At 69.7% G+C, this 17357-nt stretch carries 17 protein-coding genes and 1 pseudogene; 12 read left to right on the top strand and 6 right to left on the bottom strand.

All coding sequences use genetic code 11. The annotated features are described in order from the left end of the window. Positions 1 to 132 precede the first annotated feature (132 nt). The gene (locus tag ACZ7SW_RS38010) at positions 133 to 1272 is read left to right on the top strand and encodes a citrate synthase 2 (protein WP_470235199.1); all 1140 of its coding nucleotides are present in this window, start codon (positions 133 to 135) and stop codon (positions 1270 to 1272) included. Between the two features lie 52 nt (positions 1273 to 1324). Here ACZ7SW_RS38010 and ACZ7SW_RS38005 read toward each other — a convergent pair whose 3' ends face one another. Both ACZ7SW_RS38005 and ACZ7SW_RS38000 read right to left on the bottom strand, forming a co-directional pair. Continuing rightward, positions 1325 to 1906, bottom strand: a complete 582-nt coding sequence (locus ACZ7SW_RS38005; RefSeq protein WP_470235294.1) for a TetR/AcrR family transcriptional regulator — start codon at positions 1904 to 1906, stop codon at positions 1325 to 1327. 14 nt (positions 1907 to 1920) lie between these two features. Further along, positions 1921 to 3627, bottom strand: a complete 1707-nt coding sequence (locus ACZ7SW_RS38000; RefSeq protein ID WP_470235293.1) for an SDR family oxidoreductase — start codon at positions 3625 to 3627, stop codon at positions 1921 to 1923. A gap of 152 nt (positions 3628 to 3779) precedes the next feature. Here ACZ7SW_RS38000 and ACZ7SW_RS37995 point away from each other — a divergent pair, with 152 nt between their 5' ends. From ACZ7SW_RS37995 to ACZ7SW_RS37975, 5 genes are read left to right on the top strand one after another with little or no spacing between them, the layout of a single operon-like run. Beyond that, entirely contained in the window at positions 3780 to 4619 is an 840-nt protein-coding gene (locus ACZ7SW_RS37995) for an ABC transporter ATP-binding protein (protein ID WP_470235198.1), read from the top strand. Then, positions 4616 to 5431, top strand: coding sequence for an ABC transporter permease (locus tag ACZ7SW_RS37990; RefSeq protein ID WP_470235197.1), 816 nt, complete (start codon positions 4616 to 4618; stop codon positions 5429 to 5431). The genes ACZ7SW_RS37995 and ACZ7SW_RS37990 overlap by 4 nt, the downstream gene beginning before the upstream one ends. Then, positions 5428 to 6597, top strand: a complete 1170-nt coding sequence (locus ACZ7SW_RS37985; protein ID WP_470235196.1) for a sensor histidine kinase — start codon at positions 5428 to 5430, stop codon at positions 6595 to 6597. The genes ACZ7SW_RS37990 and ACZ7SW_RS37985 overlap by 4 nt, the downstream gene beginning before the upstream one ends. Then, positions 6594 to 7217, top strand: coding sequence for a response regulator (locus ACZ7SW_RS37980; protein ID WP_470235195.1), 624 nt, complete (start codon positions 6594 to 6596; stop codon positions 7215 to 7217). The genes ACZ7SW_RS37985 and ACZ7SW_RS37980 overlap by 4 nt, the downstream gene beginning before the upstream one ends. Before the next feature lie 22 nt (positions 7218 to 7239). After that, on the top strand, positions 7240 to 8586 hold the full coding sequence (locus ACZ7SW_RS37975; RefSeq protein WP_470235194.1) for a serine hydrolase domain-containing protein: 1347 nt from the start codon (positions 7240 to 7242) through the stop codon (positions 8584 to 8586). A 1-nt stretch (position 8587) separates the two neighbouring features. Here ACZ7SW_RS37975 and ACZ7SW_RS37970 read toward each other — a convergent pair whose 3' ends face one another. Next, complete coding sequence (locus ACZ7SW_RS37970; protein WP_470235193.1) at positions 8588 to 9670, bottom strand: hypothetical protein; 1083 nt, start codon at positions 9668 to 9670, stop codon at positions 8588 to 8590. A gap of 121 nt (positions 9671 to 9791) precedes the next feature. Here ACZ7SW_RS37970 and serC point away from each other — a divergent pair, with 121 nt between their 5' ends. Then, positions 9792 to 10916, top strand: a complete 1125-nt coding sequence (gene serC, locus ACZ7SW_RS37965) for a phosphoserine transaminase (protein WP_470235192.1) — start codon at positions 9792 to 9794, stop codon at positions 10914 to 10916. A gap of 249 nt (positions 10917 to 11165) precedes the next feature. Next, the gene (gene sepH / locus ACZ7SW_RS37960) at positions 11166 to 12002 is read left to right on the top strand and encodes a septation protein SepH (RefSeq protein WP_470235191.1); all 837 of its coding nucleotides are present in this window, start codon (positions 11166 to 11168) and stop codon (positions 12000 to 12002) included. 100 nt (positions 12003 to 12102) lie between these two features. Here sepH and ACZ7SW_RS37955 read toward each other — a convergent pair whose 3' ends face one another. Genes ACZ7SW_RS37955 through ACZ7SW_RS37945 form a run of 3 tightly spaced genes read right to left on the bottom strand, consistent with a single transcriptional unit; the run spans position 12103 to position 13973 of the window. Continuing rightward, positions 12103 to 12510 carry an MmcQ/YjbR family DNA-binding protein gene (locus ACZ7SW_RS37955; RefSeq protein WP_470235190.1) on the bottom strand — a complete coding sequence of 136 codons (408 nt, stop codon included), beginning with the start codon at positions 12508 to 12510 and terminating at the stop codon, positions 12103 to 12105. An 18-nt stretch (positions 12511 to 12528) separates the two neighbouring features. Beyond that, positions 12529 to 13119 carry a DUF2537 domain-containing protein gene (locus ACZ7SW_RS37950; RefSeq protein WP_470235189.1) on the bottom strand — a complete coding sequence of 197 codons (591 nt, stop codon included), beginning with the start codon at positions 13117 to 13119 and terminating at the stop codon, positions 12529 to 12531. A 32-nt stretch (positions 13120 to 13151) separates the two neighbouring features. Beyond that, entirely contained in the window at positions 13152 to 13973 is an 822-nt protein-coding gene (locus tag ACZ7SW_RS37945; RefSeq protein ID WP_470235188.1) for a TrmH family RNA methyltransferase, read from the bottom strand. A 217-nt stretch (positions 13974 to 14190) separates the two neighbouring features. On the opposite strand from ACZ7SW_RS37945, the gene ACZ7SW_RS37940 reads away from it, so the two are divergent. The 4 genes and pseudogenes from ACZ7SW_RS37940 to ACZ7SW_RS37925 all read left to right on the top strand — a co-directional run. Next, positions 14191 to 15687 (top strand): glutamate-cysteine ligase family protein, encoded by a 1497-nt coding sequence (locus ACZ7SW_RS37940; protein ID WP_470235187.1) that lies wholly within the window; start codon positions 14191 to 14193, stop codon positions 15685 to 15687. A 49-nt stretch (positions 15688 to 15736) separates the two neighbouring features. After that, a complete protein-coding gene (locus ACZ7SW_RS37935; protein WP_470235186.1) occupies positions 15737 to 16339 on the top strand; it encodes a TetR/AcrR family transcriptional regulator in 603 nt (200 codons plus the stop codon). 79 nt (positions 16340 to 16418) lie between these two features. Next, entirely contained in the window at positions 16419 to 17093 is a 675-nt protein-coding gene (locus ACZ7SW_RS37930) for a biliverdin-producing heme oxygenase (protein ID WP_470235185.1), read from the top strand. A gap of 114 nt (positions 17094 to 17207) precedes the next feature. Continuing rightward, positions 17208 to 17357 (top strand): annotated as a pseudogene (locus ACZ7SW_RS37925) (superoxide dismutase); the annotation flags it as partial.

Here is a 17357-nt window from a genome sequence, read left to right as displayed (position 1 = left end):
CCGTTGCCCCAGCCGGGCAAAGGGAGCATGGTTTGTCCCACCGTGCGATGAGGCGCGCAAGGAGCCAGCGTGTATCCCGTCCGCGCGTGCACAACACAGCCGGGGAATGCGCATCGAAAGGGTTCGCGAAGAGTGACTACCTCCACGATCAGCAAGACCAACGAAGCCGACGACGGGTTCCGGCCTGGCCTTGAGGGCATCGTCGCGTTTCGTACCGAAATCGCCGAACCCGACCGGGACGGCGGTGCACTGCGCTACCGCGGCGTCGACATCGAGGATCTCGCCGGGAAGGTGACCTTCGGCGACGTATGGGGCCTCCTGGTCGACGGCCGGTTCGGGCACGGGCTCCCGCCCGCCGAGCCGTTCCCGCTTCCGGTGCACACCGGCGACGTGCGGGTCGACGTCCAGGCCGCGCTCGCCATGCTCGCCCCGATCTGGGGCTACCGTCCGCTGCTCGACATCACCGACGAGGAAGCGCGCGACCAGCTCGCCCGCGCCTCGGTGATGGCGCTGTCCTACGTCGCGCAGTCCGCGCGCGGCATCGGCCAGCCCGCGGTGCCGCAGTCGCGGGTCGACGAGGCGAAGTCGATCACCGAGCGGTTCATGATCCGCTGGCGCGGCGAACCGGACCCGGCGCACGTCAAGGCGGTCGACGCGTACTGGGTTTCCGCCGCCGAGCACGGCCTCAACGCCTCCACCTTCACCGCGCGCGTCATCGCCTCCACCGGGGCGGACGTCGCGGCGGCGCTGTCCGGCGCGATCGGCGCGATGTCCGGCCCGCTGCACGGCGGGGCCCCGGCGCGCGTGCTGCCGATGATCGAGGAGGTCGAGCGCTCGGGTGACGCCCGCGCGCTGGTCAAGGGCATCCTCGACCGCAAGGAGCGGCTGATGGGCTTCGGCCACCGCGTGTACCGCGCGGAGGACCCGCGCGCCCGCGTGCTGCGCCGCACCTGCAAGGAACTGGGTGCCGAACGCTACGAGGTGGCCGCCGCGCTGGAGCAGGCCGCACTGGCCGAGCTGCGCGAACGCCGTCCGGACCACCCGATCGAAACGAACGTCGAGTTCTGGGCCGCGGTGATCCTGGACTTCGCGAAGGTGCCGCCGCACATGATGCCGGCGATGTTCTCCTCCGCGCGCACCGCCGGATGGGCGGCGCACATCCTGGAGCAGAAGCAGACCGGTCGGCTGGTCCGTCCGTCTGCGAAGTACGTCGGCCCCGGCCCGCGCACGCCTTCCGAGGTCGAAGGCTGGGACCTCATCTCCCAGGCCTGACCCAAGTACGTGAGGGGAACCCTGAGGGAATCTGATTCCCTCAGGGTTCCCCTCACGGCTTTTTGGCCAGGTGCGCGTCGGTGGCGGCGAGCATCGCGGTGAGCTGGTCGACGAGCCATCCGTCCAGCGTTTCGCGCGGGACGGTGCCTTCCTGCAGCCACGACAGCAAAGCGCCCTCGACCACTGCGGTCCAGCAGCGCAGGGTCAGGAGCACCAGCGGCGACGGTTCGGGAATCGCCAGCGCTTCCAGGATCAGTTCGACGGCACGGTTGCGGACCTCGTCGATCGCCGCGTCCGTTTCCGAAGTAGCGATGACTGAACCGCTGCGCAGCAACGCGACATAGCCCTCGCGATAATGCGCCGCGACATCGACGAGACCGCGTACGGCCGCGCGCAGCCGTTCTTCCGGCGGGCCTTCCTCAAGGGTCGCGAGCCGGTCGACCAGACCATCGGTGACCGTCCGCAACGCCTGCATTTGCAGTTCCCGCAGGCTCGGGAAATACCGGTAGAACAACGGCCGCGACACCTCGGCGCGCGCCACGATGTCGTCCACCGTGACCAATTCCGGGGCCCGGCTGCCGAACAGGTCCAGCGCCGCCGCGATGAGGTCGTCCCGCCGGGCCTGCGCGGTCATCCGGCGCGGACGGCTCACGGCGTGACGTCCAGTTTCGCTGCCGCACGAAGCAAACCCGGGGTCAGTCGCGAAAGGACCAGCGCGACCTTCGCTTCCGGAGTGGACGGCTGGATCGCGACGTTCTTCTCCACCGCACGCAGAATGTCGCGCGCCACGCGCTCCGGGCCGAAATTGCGCCGGGCGTAGAGCTTCGACGATTCCTTCTGCCGCCGCTTCTCCTCGACCTCGTCCACCCCGACGAACTTCGTGGTGCTGGTGATGTTGGTATTCACCAGCCCCGGGCACACCGCCGTGACGCCGATTCCCTCGGCCGCCAGCTCCGCGCGCAAACCATTGCTCAGCGCGAGAACGGCGGCCTTCGTGGTCCCGTACGCGGTGAGAATCTTCGACGGCAGATAGGCCGCGGCCGACGCGAGGTTCACGATCTGCCCGCCCTCGGCGCGTTCCTTCATCATCGGCGCGAACGCGCGGCACCCGTGGATCACGCCCCACAGGTTGACGTCCACGACCTTCTCCCAGTCCTCGATCGTCGTGTCGAGGAACGGGCCGGACATTCCGATCCCGGCGTTGTTCACCACGATGTCCGGCACGCCGAACTCGTCCCGCACCTGCTCGGCGAACCGGGCGACCGCCGCGCCGTCCGAAGAGTCCACTGTGTACTCACCGGCGTCGACTCCGCGCTCCCGCAGCAGTTTCGCGGTTTCCGCCGCCGAATCGCCGTTGATGTCGCTGACGACCACGTCGGCGCCCTCGGCCGCGAACGCCAGCGCGGTCTCCCGGCCGATCCCGCTGCCCGCACCGGTCACGACGACGAGGTGGTGCGCGAAGCGACCGCTGGGGCCGCCGACGCGAGACCGCCGCAGCGCGCGAGTTTCCTCGCCGGTTTCCACCGACGCGATCAGTTCCGCGGCCGCGGAGGCAACGACCGCGGGCTTCGTCCGGGTGATCCAGTGCGACCCGACCACGCGCCGGACGTGCAGATCCGGCACCCAGCGTTCGACCTCGGTCTGCAGCGGAGCGGTGACGTACGAATCGCCGGTCGGCGCGAGCACCTGCACCGGGATTTCCGCCGGACGCGGGCGCGGCCGGGACAGCCGCGGCCCCATGTTCGCCCGGTACAGCTTCAGGCCGTGCACGCCGTCGGCCGTCTTCGGCGACGTTTCGGCTGGCTCCAGTTTCCGGATCATCGTGCGCATGATTCCGGTGCGCCACAACAGTTCCGGAATCAACGGCACCTGGAACGCGACGATGTAGTACGAGTGCAGGAACTGCCGCAACGCGTGCCCGAGACGACGCGGCGTCGGCCGGGTCAGCTGATCGCGGAACCAGGCGCCCGCGTGATCGAGACTGGGCCCGGAAAGCGAGGTGTACGAGGCGATCCGGCCGCGCAGCTGGTCACCGGTGACCGCGTGCCAAGCCTGGATCGAACCCCAGTCGTGCGCGACGAGGTGCACCTTGCCGAACGGCTGCACCTCGTCGACCACCGCGGCCAGGTCGTCGGCGAGCTGGTCCAGCCGGTACGCCCGGCGCGCTCGCGGTTTGTCGGATTCGCCCGCGCCGCGCACGTCGTAGACGACCACGCGGTGCTCGCGGCGCAGCTCCTCGGCGACGCCGTCCCACATCGAGCTGTTGTCCGGGTATCCGTGCACGAGCACGACCGTGGGCCCGTCCGGGTTGCCGCTCACCCGGACCGAAAGGCGGACTCCGTCGCTGGCGGTCACCTGCTTGTGAGACATCTTGTCATGTTAGACAACTTGTCAACAGTGAGTCGCGTGGTTCCACGGGAAACCAGCGTGTCCACCGTTCGGTGGACAGCCGGATTCCACTGCCCGGGCGTTCCGCCGACCGGCCCCGGCGGCGCACGCTGAACGCCATGAGCACAGCAGTGCGGGTGCGCGGACTGCGCAAGGAGTACCCGGGCCACCTCGCCGTGGCCGGGATCGATCTCGACATCCACGACGGCGAGGTGTTCGCCCTGCTCGGGCCCAACGGCGCGGGCAAAACGACCACCGTCGAGATCCTGGAGGGGCACCGGCAGCGGACGGCGGGGGAAGCCGCTGTCCTCGGCGAGGACCCGGGTACCGCGGGACGCGCGTGGCGCGCCCGCCTCGGCATCGTGCTGCAGACGGCCACCGACGCGGCGGAACTGACCGTCGCGGAGACCGTGCGGCACTTCGCGAAGTACTACCCGAACCCGCGGGATCCGGAAGAGGTGATCGACCAGGTCGGCCTCACCGCGAAGGCGGGCGCGCGGGTGAAGTCGTTGTCCGGCGGGCAACGCCGCCGCGTGGACGTCGCGCTCGGCATCATCGGCCGTCCGGAACTGCTCTTCCTGGACGAGCCCACCACCGGCTTCGACCCGGAGGCGCGGCGGCAGTTCTGGGCGCTCATCGACGCGCTCGCGCACGAGGGCACCACGATCCTGCTGACCACGCACTATCTCGACGAGGTCGAGGCGCTGGCCGACCGGCTCGCGGTGATCGCGCGCGGTTCGGTCGTCGCGGAGGGGACGCCGGCGACGCTCGGCGGCCGCGAACGAGCCGAGGCCGTCGTGCGGTGGCAGGACGAGCACGGCAGTCACGAGGAACGCACGCAGTTCCCGACGAAACTCGTCTCGCAACTCGCTGGTGCGCAAGGGGAACTCGCTGGCCTCACCGTGACGCGACCCAGCCTGGAAGACGTCTATCTCGACCTGATCGGGGAAAAACCGTGACCACGACAATGGCCGTGCCGGGCACCTTCAGCCTGGGCCTCGCCCGCGGCGCGCTCGAACTGCGGCAGTTCTTCCGCAACCGCGAGCAGGTGGTGTTCACCTTCTCGCTGCCCGCGGTGCTGATGATCCTGCTCGGCTCCATCCTCGACGGCCCGACCGCGCAGACCGGGGTGTCGTCCGGCCAGCTGCTCGCCGCCGGGATGATCGGCGCGGGCATCGTGTCGACGTCGTTCAACAGCGTCGGCATCGGCATCGCCGCGGACCGGGAAATCGGGGCGCTGAAACGATTGCGCGGCACGCCGATGCCCGCGGCGGCCTATTTCGTCGGCAAAATGGTGATGGTCGCGGTGACCAGCGTGGCGCAGACCGTGCTGATGGCCGCGGTGGCGATGCTGATGTTCCGCCTCGAACTGCCGTCCGACCCGGCGAAGTGGCTGACGCTGGTCTGGGTGCTGCTGCTCGGGATCGTCTCCTCGACGCTGCTCGGCATCGCGATCAGCTCGGTCGCCCGTTCCGCGGCCGGGACCGTGGCGCTGGTGCAGCTGGTGTACTTGGTGCTGCAGTTCATCTCCGGGGTGTTCGTCACGCCGATCACGCATCTGCCGAGGATCATGGTCGACGTCGCGTCGTTCTTCCCGCTGAAATGGATCTGCCAGGGCTTCCGCTCGGTGTTCCTTCCGCCGGAGGCCGCGACCCAGGAGATGGCGGGGACATGGGAGCTTCCGAAGGTGGCGCTGGTGCTGGCGGTGTGGTGTGTGGTGGGCCTGGTGCTCGCGAGGGTGACGTTCCGGTGGACCAACGAAGCGAAATGAACCAGACCGACGCGTGGGAGCGGTCGTACTGGTCCTGGGAGGTGATGTTCGCGGTCGCCTACGTGGCGACTGCCCTCCTGGTGCTCATCAACGACGGTTCGGCGACGACGAAGGTCGTGACCGAAGCGGCGCTGGGCGCGATCGCCGCCGGGTATCTCGCCACGGGTCGGCGCATCGTGCACGGCGAGGACAACGAGACGGCTCGCGGCATCGCGGCGGTGGCGCTGATCGCGCTGAGCGCCACCGCCATCATCGCGACCACTACGGCGAGCTTCGTGCTGTTCGTCTCCTGTCCGCTGCTGTTCATGCTGCTGGAGTTGCGGCCCGCGGTCCTCGCGACGACGCTGCTGATCCTGCTCGAACCCGTCTCCGCGGTGCTGAACGGCGGCTGGGACAACCAGTTGCTTTCGGTCCTGCTGCCGATGACCGCGATCCTCATCGTCTTCAGCGTGCTGGCCGGGAAGTTCACCAGCGACGTCCTGCAGCAGAGTCGCGCCCGCGCCGAGCTGATCCGCGAACTGGAGTCCAGCCAGGCCGAGGTCGCCCGGCTGTCGCGGGAGGCGGGCACCGCGGCCGAACGCGAACGGCTGGCGCGGGAAATCCACGACACGCTCGCCCAGGGGTTCACCAGCATCATCACGCTGACCCAGGCGATCGAGTCCGAACTGGACACTGATCTGTCCACAGTGCGCAAACACCTCGCGCTCGCCGGACGCACCGCGCGCGAGAATCTCGCCGAGGCCCGCGCGATGGTCGCCGCGCTCGCACCGTCCGATTTGTCCACTGGCTCGTTGCCGGAAGCCGTACAGCGTCAAGCAGATCGGCTCGCCGAGGAACTCGGTATTCCGGTTGAGTGCGAAGTGGATGATGCGCTGCCGCCACTGTCCACTGCGGTCGAAGTGGTGCTGCTGCGCGCGGCGCAAGAAGCGCTGTCGAACGTGCGCAAGCACTCGGGCGCGACGCTCGTCCGCCTACAGCTGTCCGCTGTGGACGGAGCGATACGGTTGCGGGTAGCCGACAACGGGTGCGGCTTCACCCCGGACGCCGATGGAACCGGATTCGGGTTGCGCGGCATGCGTTCGCGGGCCGAGCAGGTGGGCGGCGCTCTGGAAGTGCGGACCGGCGCGAACGGCGGCACCGAACTGGAACTGGAGGTGCCCGCGTGATCACGATCATGCTCGTCGACGACCATCCCGTGGTGCGCGAAGGACTGCGCGGCATGCTCGAAGCCGAGGACGACCTCACGGTGGTCGGCGAAGCCGGTTCCGGCAACGAAGCGGTGGCGCTCGACCGCGTGAAACAGCCCGACGTCATCCTGATGGACCTGCGCATGCCGGGCCTCGACGGCGTCGGCGCGATCCACGCGATCCTCAAGGAGACGCCCGCGCGCCGGATCGTCGTGCTCACCACGTACGAAACGGACGCGGACATCCTGCGCGCGGTCGAGGCCGGTGCGTCGGGATACCTGCTGAAAGACGCGTCGCGCACGGAATTGGCCGGTGCGATCCGGGCCGCGCACCGCGGCGAGACCGTGCTGGCGCCGTCGGTCGCGGGCAAGCTCGTGCACCGGATGCGGAACCCGGTGCCGGTGTCGCCGCTGTCCGCGCGCGAGGTGGACGTGCTGCGGCTGGTCGCGAAGGGCCACACCAACGCCGAAATCGGCCGCGAGCTGCACATCGGCGAGGCGACGGTGAAAACGCATCTGCTTCGGGTGTTCTCGAAGCTCGGCGTTTCCGACCGTACGGCGGCGGTGACGACGGCACTGGACCGGCAACTGCTCGGCTGACGCTTCCGGGCAGAATGACGCCATGCTCGACTCCACCGAACTCGCCCTGTACCGACGGCTCGCGCAGGAGCAGTCCGTCAGCCGCGCCCCGTCCCTCGTCGCCGCTGTCGTGCGGGGCGGCGACGTCGTCTGGTCCGGAGCCCGCGGCCGCGTCGGCGACCAGCGCCCGGACGACGACACGCAGTACCGGCTGGGGTCGATCACCAAAACGATGATCGCGACCGCGGTCATGCGGCTGCGTGACGAGGGCGAACTCGATCTCACCGATCCGCTGGAGCGACACCTGCCGGGCACCGCGTTCGGCTCGGTCACCGTCGCGCAGCTGCTGTCGCACACCTCGGGCCTGACGTCGGAATCGCCCGGCCAGTGGTGGGAACGCGCGCCCGGCGCGGACTGGGCGGCGCTCGTCGCGAGCCTGGAAAAGGGCGCGACGAAGCTGCGTCCCGGCTCCAAGTTCCACTACTCGAACGTCGGCTACGGCGTCCTCGGCGAGCTGGTCGCCCGGCACCGCGAACGACCCTGGTACGACGTCGTGCGCGACGAAATCCTGACCCCGCTGGGCATGAACCGCACGACCCCGCACCCGGAAGGCGCGCACGCCGAGGGATTCGCCGTGCACCCGTTCGCCGACGTGCTGATGCCGGAGAAGTGGCCGGACGCCGGCGCGATGGCCCCGGCGGGCCAGCTCTGGTCCACGATCACCGACCTCGGCCGCTGGACGTCGTTCCTCGGCGGCCACACCGGCGACGTGCTGTCCGCCGACACCGTCGACGAGATGCGGACGATGAACACCGTCGACGACACCGAGGTGTGGTCGACCGGGTTCGGCCTCGGCCTGATGGTCATGCGCTACCAGGGCAGGCACCTGGCCGGGCACACCGGCTCGATGCCCGGCTTCCTCGCCGCGACCCTGGTCGACCCGCGCAGCGGCACCGGCGCGCTGTGCCTGGCGAACTCCACCTCGGGGGTCAACATCACGCAGCTGTGCCTCGACCTGCTCACCACCGCCGACGACCTCGAACCCGCGCTGCCCGAAGAGTGGCTTCCGTCCACTGTGGACCCGGAACTGCTCGCGCTGACCGGTCTGTGGCACTGGGGCCCGTCGCCGTACTTCCTGCGGGTGCAGGGCGACGGCCTGATCTCGCTTAACCCGGCCGTCGGCGGCGGGCGGGCCTCGCGGTTCCGTCCCGAAGGCCCGGACACCTGGCTCGGCCTGGACGGCTACTACGCGGGCGAAACGCTCACCGTCGGCCGCGACGCGGACGGGACGGCGAACCACCTGAACCTCGCGACGTTCATCTTCAGCCGCACGCCGTACGACCCGGCCGCGCCGATTCCGGGCGGGCTGGACGAGGCCGGTTGGCGCTGAGTCATCCCGCTTCGACCTTGACGCCGGGCTCTTCGGCGTCAAGGTCGGGCGCTCGCCCGGCCGGGGACAGCCACGCCTTCGCGTAGAGGTCCTGGCCGGGCAAGCCCACCAGAACGTCGCCCAGCTCCGGCGTACCGAACACCCACAGCCGCCGGTGCTCGATCAGCTCGGCGGCGAGTTCCGGCGGGCAGTGCTCGATGCCGAACCGTCCCGGCCAGCCGGGTTCGAGCACGAGCCAGCCGGTCACCGACGTGCCGGGCCACACGTGCCGGTCCGGCAGCGCTGCCCAAACCGAGGTGAGCGGCCCCTGCCGCAACCGCCAGGTTTCGCGGGTCTGCCTGGCCCAGGCCACCGCGACCCCTCCCCAGATCAGCGCGGGAATCAGCACCGGCCACCCGGAGCCGCCGAGGAACCGGAACGCCGCGACCACGCCGCCCACCGCGATCGCCACCGCCAGCACCGCGGCGGGTACGGCGATGGCGGCTTGCCAGCGCAGCCTTCGCAGCGACAACCGCCGCCGCGGCAAGCCCGTCGGGTCAGTCGTGAAGAGCCCCGGCGTCGCCACCCCGCCGATCTCCGCCGTGACCCGGCCGTGCGCGTCCGGCTCGTCCAGCCGCAACCGTCCCGTCCGACGAAGTTCGCGCGCTTGCTCCGGCGGGCAGTCGAGCAGGGTGAGGTAGCCGCGCGGACGGACCGTGACGCGCAGCAGGCTCGAAGGCTCCTGGCCGTGGTCCCACTGAGTGGTGTCCCCGTCGAGCACGGCGCGGACCTCGCGCACTGATCCTTTCGGCGGCACCCGGCGCCACGGCCGCCACCACCACAGCGAGCCAAGGAGAAACGCGACGGCGAGCACGACCGCGAAAACGGCTGAACTGACCTCGTCGGGATTCGGCGGCTCGACGAAGAACCCGGCGGCGACGAACCCGGCGAACGCCACGGACAGAGCGAACAGCGCAGCGGGGACCACTCGACGGCGGAACCACGCGCGTCGCCACGGCACGAAAACCATCAGCAATGTCGCGGCCGCCCCGATTGGAAGGCCGATCAGCGCAGTCGAGTCCCACGGGTGCACCAACGCCGTCAAGGCGAAGAGCGCAACCCACCCCCAGCGCGGCCGATAACCGTGCGATTCCGTCACGATTCCACATGTCGGACACCCGCCAACCGCCGTTACCTGCGTTGTCCCGACCTGAGAGACTAAGCACATGACCGACGCTGAGTTGACGATCCCAGCAGACCTCAAGCCGGCCGACGGCCGCTTCGGCTGCGGACCCTCGAAGGTCCGCGAAGAGCAGCTCGCCGCCCTCGCCCGGTCCGGTTCCACCTACCTCGGCACCTCGCACCGGCAGAAGCCGGTCAAGTCGCTCGTCGGGCGGGTGCGCGCCGGGCTGTCCGAGCTGTTCTCCCTCCCGGACGGCTACGAGGTCATCCTCGGCAACGGCGGGACGACCGCGTTCTGGGACGCCGCCGCGTTCGGCCTCGTGCGCGAGCGCGCCCAGCACTTCACCTACGGCGAGTTCTCCTCGAAGTTCGCGACCGTCACGAACAAGGCCCCGTTCCTCGGCGAGTCGATCGTGGTGAAGGCCGACCCGGGCAGCGCGCCGGAGATCGCCTACTCCCAGGGCGCGGACCTCGTCGGCTGGGCGCACAACGAAACCTCCACCGGCGTCGCGGTGCCGGTGCAGCGTCCCGAAGGCAGCGACGGCGCGCTGGTCGCGATCGACGCGACGTCCGGCGCCGGCGGTCTTCCGGTCAAGGCCGAGGACTTCGACGTCTACTACTTCGCGCCGCAGAAGTCGTTCGCGTCCGACGGCGGGCTGTGGATCGCGCTCGCCTCGCCCGCCGCGATCGAGCGGATCGGCGAGATCGGCGGCGGCGACCGCTGGATCCCCGAATTCCTGTCGCTCACCACGGCGCTCGACAACTCGCGCAAGGACCAGACCTACAACACCCCCGCCGTCTCCACGCTTTTCCTGCTCGCCGAGCAGATCGAGTGGATGAACGGGCAGGGCGGCCTCTCCTGGACCACCGCGCGCACCAAGGAATCCTCGACCCGGCTGTACGAATGGGCCGAGAAAACCTCGTACACCACGCCGTTCGTGGCGAACCCGGACCTGCGCTCGCAGGTCGTCGGCACCGTTGACTTCGCCGACGAGGTCGACGCCGCCGCGGTCGCGAAGGCGTTGCGCGCCAACGGGATCGTCGACACCGAGCCGTACCGGAAGCTGGGCCGCAACCAGCTGCGCGTCGGCCTGTTCCCGGCGATCGACCCGGACGATGTCACGAAGCTCACCCAGAGCATCGAATACGTCGTGGAACGGCTGGGCTGAACGGAAAACGCCCATACCGCCCCGCCAGCCGCCCGGCTCGCGGGGCGGTGTGCGTTGATGACCACTCGTTCGTGACGCACCGTGGTCGGCGTGTCACGGCCGTGCCGGATTACCGGCACCGCGAAAATAACCGGGAAAGGGTCGTCGGATTGAGTTCGGATGGGTGAGGCGTCGGCGCGCCTCGCACGTCAAGCCGACGCGCCGTTCTAACGTGGGCACCCACAAAGGTGAACACCGGGGAGGCGAGAAATGCGGGCGTTGCGGGTGGTCGGGCTGCACGAGGACGGGAAGTCCCTCGTGCTGGAGGACCCGGCGAGCCGTACCCGCTTCCTGCTCCCGGCCGACGAGAGACTGCGTGCGGCGGCGAGGGGGGACATAGCCCGGCTGGGCCAGATCGAGATCGAGTTGGAGAGCCAGATGCGGCCACGCGAGATCCAGGCGCGAATCCGCGCGGGCGAGTCCGTCGAGCAGGTCGCGAGCAGCGCGGGCGTCTCGACGCAGCGGGTGGAGCGATTCGCCTACCCGGTGCTGCTCGAACGGTCCCGGACGGCGGAGCTCGCGCAGTCGGCGCACCCGGTCCGCGAGGACGGGCCCGACGTCCAGACGCTCGGCGAGGTCATCGCCTACGCCTTCGGCGTCCGCGGCCACGACTACAACCAGGCCGCCTGGGACGCCTGGCGCGGCGACGACGGCAAGTGGGTCGTCGTGCTGCGCTGGAAAGCCGGCCGCTCCGACAACCGCGCGCACTGGTCGTTCTCGCCCGGCGCGCACGGCGGAACGGTGCACGCGCTCGACGAGAACGCCGAGGTCCTGCTGAACCCGAACTCGTACGTCGCCCCGCGCACCGTGCGTGCGCTGGCCCCGGCCCGTGATTCGGTGGTGCAGCCGACGCTCGACGCCGTCGAGGAACCGCGCGCCATCGAGGGTCCGGACGAGGGCGACGACGGGACCCGCGAGATCCCGCGCGTCCCGGGCGAGCCCGACGGCGACGACGTCGAACAGCCGCGCACGAAGGCGAAGAAGAGCCATCCGATCGTGCCGTCCTGGGAGGACGTGCTGCTCGGGGTCCGCACCCAGCGCGGCTGACCTGCACTGACCTGCGATTGTCCGTGAGGGGAACCCTGAGGGAATCAGATTCCCTCAGGGTTCCCCTCACGGACTTTCACTCAGGCGGGCCAGGCCGGGGTCACGCGTCCAGCAGGGCGGCCAGCTTTTTCGGCGCCACATGCCGGTAGGCCTCGCGCACGATCTGGTCTATCTCGGTCCAATCGACGTCCACGTCCAGCCGCACCCCGAGCCACCCGCTCGGCCCGACGTACGGCGGGCGGAAGAACCGTTCTGGTTCGGTGCGCACCAGTTCCTCCTGCACGCCGGGCGGCGCGGGGCACCAGAACGCGACCCGGTCGTCGTGGTGCTGGTCGGCGAACATCACGAACGTCTTGCGGCCGCGGACGAACCATGCCGGTTCACCGTGACTGAGCCGTTCGGTGGCTTCGGGCAGGGCGAGGCAGAGGGCGCGCAGTTCCCCAAGCTGCCGCCCCACCACCGCCCTCAACGGAACGGCGGAGCCGTACGATTCATCAGACGGAGCCATCGGGCCAGTATCCGCGAGTCAGAACACCGTGGCCAGCACGCCGATCCACGCGAGCACCAGGCCGCCGCCCGCGCCGTACACCGCCCAGCGCAGGATCGGCACCTTCCGCCCCAGCCACAGCGACGGCGCGACGCCGCCGGTGACCACCAGCGACGCGATCAGCGCGAGCCACGTGCTCGTCTCGCGGGCGAGCGTGCCGGCCAGCGCGAGCATCGCCACGATCACCACAGCAGCGGCGAAAACCGACACCGTAAGCCCGGTGAACCAAGGCGTCGGCTCGTCCGGGGTCCGGGTCCGCGCGGGCTGATCCGGCCGCGGCGGCGGCTCGACGACCGTCTCCACTCCAGTCACCGGGTCGACAAAGCGCACCTCGGTGCCCATCACGGCGGCCAGCCGCGCGGCGAGCTGACGGCCGCGCTGCGACACGACCGAACCGGCGACATCGGCTTCTGACTCGGATCGCGCCAACGCCGACGCCACGCGCGCCCACTCGTGCAGCGCCTGCGCCAGGTCGGCACCGATCGCGAGCCGGCGCGGGTCGACCTCGCGCGCGTGCTCGCCGCCCGGCCCGGCCAGCACCGCCTGCTCGCCGCGGATCCGCAGCTCCATGGTGCCCCTCCCCGCAAGAAACGTGCCGGGGGTCACTCTAGTGGGGCGACCCCCGACGAGACCTCGTGGAACGCGATCGCGGCGGCCGTGGCGACATTCAGCGAGTCGACGCCGGACACCATCTCCACGCGGACCGCGACATCCGCGGCCTCGATCGCCTCGTCCGTCAGCCCCGGCCCCTCCGCGCCGAGCAGCAGCGCGATCGGGCCCGGCACCTTTTCGCGCAATCCGCGCAGCGGCACGGAATCCGCGCGCGGCGTCAGCGCGGCCACCGTGAAACCCCGTGCCCGCAGCACATCCAGGCCGCCGGGCCAGCTGTCGAAAGTCGCGAACGGGACGCGCAGCACGTGCCCCATCGAAACGCGCACACTGCGCCGGTAAAGAGGATCCGAACAACCTGGACCGAGCAATATCCCGCCGACGCCGAGCGCGGCCGCGTTGCGGAACAGCGCGCCGAGGTTTTCGTGGTCGCCGACCCCTTCGAGCACGGCCAGAACCTGTGCGCTGTCCACGATTTGGGAAACCGCGGGCGGTTCCGGCCGGTCCGCGACCGCGAGCACGCCGCGATTGAGATGGAACCCGACCACGTCGGCCATCGTCTCCGCCGACGTCACATACGCGGGCACGTCGACGGCGGCGAGCTCGTTTTCCAGTTCCCGCAGCCGTCTCTCCACCCCGAGCAGCGCTCGCACCGGATAGCGCGAAGCAAGCAACCGTCCGACCACGACGGTTCCCTCGGCGATCACCAGCCCGCGCCCGCCGGGCCGGTCCGGGCGACGGTCCGCTGTGGACAGGTCGCGGAAGTCGTCGAGGCCCGGATGCGCCCGGTCCTCGGTGAAGATCAGTTGAGCCACATCGGACAGTCTCGCACCCGCCCGAACCCGTGCCCATTGATCCGAACGCGTGGCTCGCTCTAGTGCAAACGGCGTAATTACGCACTGGGTCAACCGCCGGTGACGGAGAGCACCAGTTTGGCCGCTAGCCCAGGACACTTCGCTGTGCGACGGTGGTCTGCCTGGCGTACTAGCCGCCCAGACCACCGCGGACAGCAGCCAAGGAGCGCGTCGAACCATGGGTACGGATCTATCGGCACACCCCGGCCGGCTCGATCGCGGACGGTACCGCCGGAAGGTCCAGCGGTGTCTGGACGCTCTGGCGCGGATGCTCACCGACGGCAGTTTTTCCTTTCCCCGCAAGAACATCGGCCTCGAGGTCGAGCTGAATCTGGTGGACGGGCAGCTGCGTCCGTCGATGACCAACTCGGTCGTGCTGGAGGCACTCGACGACACCGTGTTCACCACCGAGCTCGGCCAGCACAACCTGGAACTCAACGTGCCGCCGCGCCCGCTCGCCGGGGATTCCGCGCTGCGGCTGGAAGAAGACCTGCACGCCTACCTCGCGAAAGCCGGGGAAAGCGCGGCGCACACCGGTTCGTCGGTGGCCATGATCGGCATTCTGCCGACACTGCGGCCGGAACACTTCGACCAAAAGTGGCTTTCCCACAAAACGCGCTATTCGTCACTGAACGACGAGATCTTCGCCGCGCGCGGCGAGCGGATCGCGCTCGCGATGGACGGACCGGCGCTTCCCGGAACCCAGCCGGAACGGCTGCGGCATTACGCGGAGTCCATTCTCCCGGAGGCCGCTTGTACTTCGGTCCAATTACATCTGCAGGTGGCCCCCGAGGAATTCGCGGCGCACTGGAACGCCGCGCAGTGCCTGGCCGGCGTGCAGACCGCGCTCGCGTCGAACTCGCCCTTCCTGCTGGGCAAGGCACTGTGGCACGAAACCCGGATCCCGTTGTTCCAGCAGGCCACCGACACCCGGCCGGAGGAGCTGAAAAACCAGGGCGTCCGGCCGCGCGTGTGGTTCGGCGAACGGTGGATCACGTCGATCTTCGATCTGTTCGAGGAAAACGTCCGCTATTTTCCCGGCCTGCTGCCGGAGACTGATCTCGAGGACCCGATCGAAGCGCTGGAATCCGGGCAGGCGCCGAAACTTTCCGAACTGCGGCTGCACAACGGAACGATTTGGCGATGGAACCGGCCGGTGTACGACGTAGTCGACGGCCTGCCCCACCTGCGCATCGAGAACCGCGTGCTGCCCGCCGGCCCGACGGTCGCCGACATGGTGGCCAACGCGGCGTTTTTCTACGGCGCACAACGCGCGCTGGCCGAGCAGGACCGGCCGGTCTGGTCGCAGATGTCGTTCCAGGCAGCGGAAGAAAACCTGTACGAAGGCGCGCGCAAGGGTTTCGACGCGCAGCTGTACTGGCCCGGCATCGGCTGGATCCCGCCGGACGAGCTGGCGTTGCGCGTGCTGCTGCCGCTGGCCCACGAAGGCCTGCGTCGTTCGGATGTGTCCGACGAGGCCCGGGTGCGCTACCTCGGCATCATCGAACGCCGATGCCTCGCCCGCCGCAGCGGCGCGACCTGGCAGCGGGACTACGTACTGCGCGCGCATGAACGCGGAGCCGACCGCGAGACCGCGCTCAACTGGATGCTGCGGCGGTACCTGGAACTCTCGGCGGCAGGCGAGCCGGTGCACACCTGGGCGCTCGACGACTGAACCGTTTCGCGCGGTCCCCTACAGTGTTTCGCACGGGAAGGGGTGGCGCGTGCCGAAGGTGCTGGGCGGTTCGCTCGAAGCGCACCGCCGCGAAGTGCGGTCACGAGTGTTCGACGTCGTCCGTGCGCAGCTGTACGAGCGCGGGTTCGACGCGATCACGCTCGCCGGTGTCGCCGCGGAGGCCGGGCTCGGCCGCACCGCGATGTACAACCACTTCCCGGACAAGGAAAGCTTGCTGGTCGCGTTCGTGGAGGACGAGGCCGCGCGTTATGTCGAGCGGCTGCGCGCGGCGGTGGACGCCGAAGACGACCCGATCGCCCAGCTCGCCACGTTCGTCCGGCTGCAGCTGCGCGTGCTGGCCGAACACCACCTTCCGCCCGGCACCGCGCTGGAGTCCGCGCTCGCGCCCGCGGCGTATCAGCGGATCAGCGCGCACGCCGACCCGATCATCGAACAGCTGCGCTCGGTGCTGCTCGCCGGAGTCGACGCGGGCAGCTGGCCGGCGCAGGACCTCGAGGTGGCGGTCCCGATGATCACCGCCGCGCTCGGCAGCCGCCAGGTCATCGATGTGCCCGCTGACCAGCTGGAAGACGCCATTGAGGCCGCCGTGCGGTTCGTCCGGCGGGCGGTCGGTTCGAGTGAAAATGGCTGATTTTAGGGTAGCCTAAGTGCCAGTCGTGGCCTACAGTTCTTTCTGACAGCTTGTCAGAAAGAACGTCGGGAGGCCTTTGATGACGGTGACCGCGGACCTCGAAGCCAGCCCGTTCTCCGGACAGCTGCGCGCGTCCACGAGGACGGTGCACGACAAGGCCAACCACTCCACGTACATGAACGCGCTGCTCGGCGGCGAGCTGACACTGGCGGGCTACGCGGCGCTCGCCACCCAGTACTACTTCATCTACCAAGCGATCGAGCGCGCCGGTGACGCGATGGCCGACGACCCGGTCGGCAGCCAGTTCGTGTTCGAGGAGCTGCGCCGGCTGCCCGCGCTGGAACGCGACCTCGCCCGCCTGGTCGGCCCCGGCTGGCGCACCGAGATCGCCCCGCTCGCCGCCACCAAGGCCTACACCGCGCGGATCGCCGAGGCGTCGCGCTGGTCCGGCGGGTTCGTGGCGCATCACTACACGCGCTACCTGGGCGACATCGCCGGCGGCCAGATCATCCGTCGGCTGCTGGAGAAGAAGTTCGACCTCGCCGAGGCGGGCACGCTCTTCTACCGCTTCGACGACATCGGCAGCGCCCCCGCTTTCCGCGACCGCTACCGCGCGAAGCTGGACGAGGCCCCGTGGAGCGAGGAGGACCGCGCCCGGGTGATCGACGAATCCGTGGTCGCGTTCGAGCACAACGTGGCGGTGTTCGACGAACTGGCCCGCGACCTCGCGCGGTACCGGGACCCGTCGGCATGAGCCGGGTCACAGCGGGTTGACCTCCACCTAGCTTGAAGTACGAGGCTCGGTTTCAGAAGGCTCCCGCGAGGGAAGCCGCCAAGCAAAACCGCGCGTCGACCAGAAGGAGGGCCAATGGCCCGGTACGAGCTGCCCGAACTCGATTACGACTACGGCGCTCTCGCGCCCTACATCTCGGGTGAGATCAACGAGCTGCACCACAGCAAGCACCACGCGGCGTATGTGAAGGGCGCGAACGACACGCTGGACAAGCTCGCGGCCGCG

It is taken from the genome of Amycolatopsis sp. NPDC114484, from assembly GCF_055633755.1.
Note: the sequence above shows the minus strand (reverse complement) of the source record. Positions and strands in the feature narration are given on the sequence as shown.

Coding starts and splice junctions, on each gene's coding strand:
- ACZ7SW_RS37930 (WP_470235185.1), top strand. CDS start 16,419: ATGACGGTGACCGCGGACCTCGAAGCCAGCCCGTTCTCCGGACAGCTG.
- ACZ7SW_RS37975 (WP_470235194.1), top strand. CDS start 7,240: ATGCTCGACTCCACCGAACTCGCCCTGTACCGACGGCTCGCGCAGGAG.
- ACZ7SW_RS37955 (WP_470235190.1), bottom strand. CDS start 12,510: ATGGCTCCGTCTGATGAATCGTACGGCTCCGCCGTTCCGTTGAGGGCG.
- ACZ7SW_RS37985 (WP_470235196.1), top strand. CDS start 5,428: ATGAACCAGACCGACGCGTGGGAGCGGTCGTACTGGTCCTGGGAGGTG.
- ACZ7SW_RS38005 (WP_470235294.1), bottom strand. CDS start 1,906: ATGACCGCGCAGGCCCGGCGGGACGACCTCATCGCGGCGGCGCTGGAC.
- ACZ7SW_RS37940 (WP_470235187.1), top strand. CDS start 14,191: ATGGGTACGGATCTATCGGCACACCCCGGCCGGCTCGATCGCGGACGG.
- ACZ7SW_RS37950 (WP_470235189.1), bottom strand. CDS start 13,119: ATGGAGCTGCGGATCCGCGGCGAGCAGGCGGTGCTGGCCGGGCCGGGC.
- ACZ7SW_RS37995 (WP_470235198.1), top strand. CDS start 3,780: ATGAGCACAGCAGTGCGGGTGCGCGGACTGCGCAAGGAGTACCCGGGC.
- serC (WP_470235192.1), top strand. CDS start 9,792: ATGACCGACGCTGAGTTGACGATCCCAGCAGACCTCAAGCCGGCCGAC.
- sepH (WP_470235191.1), top strand. CDS start 11,166: ATGCGGGCGTTGCGGGTGGTCGGGCTGCACGAGGACGGGAAGTCCCTC.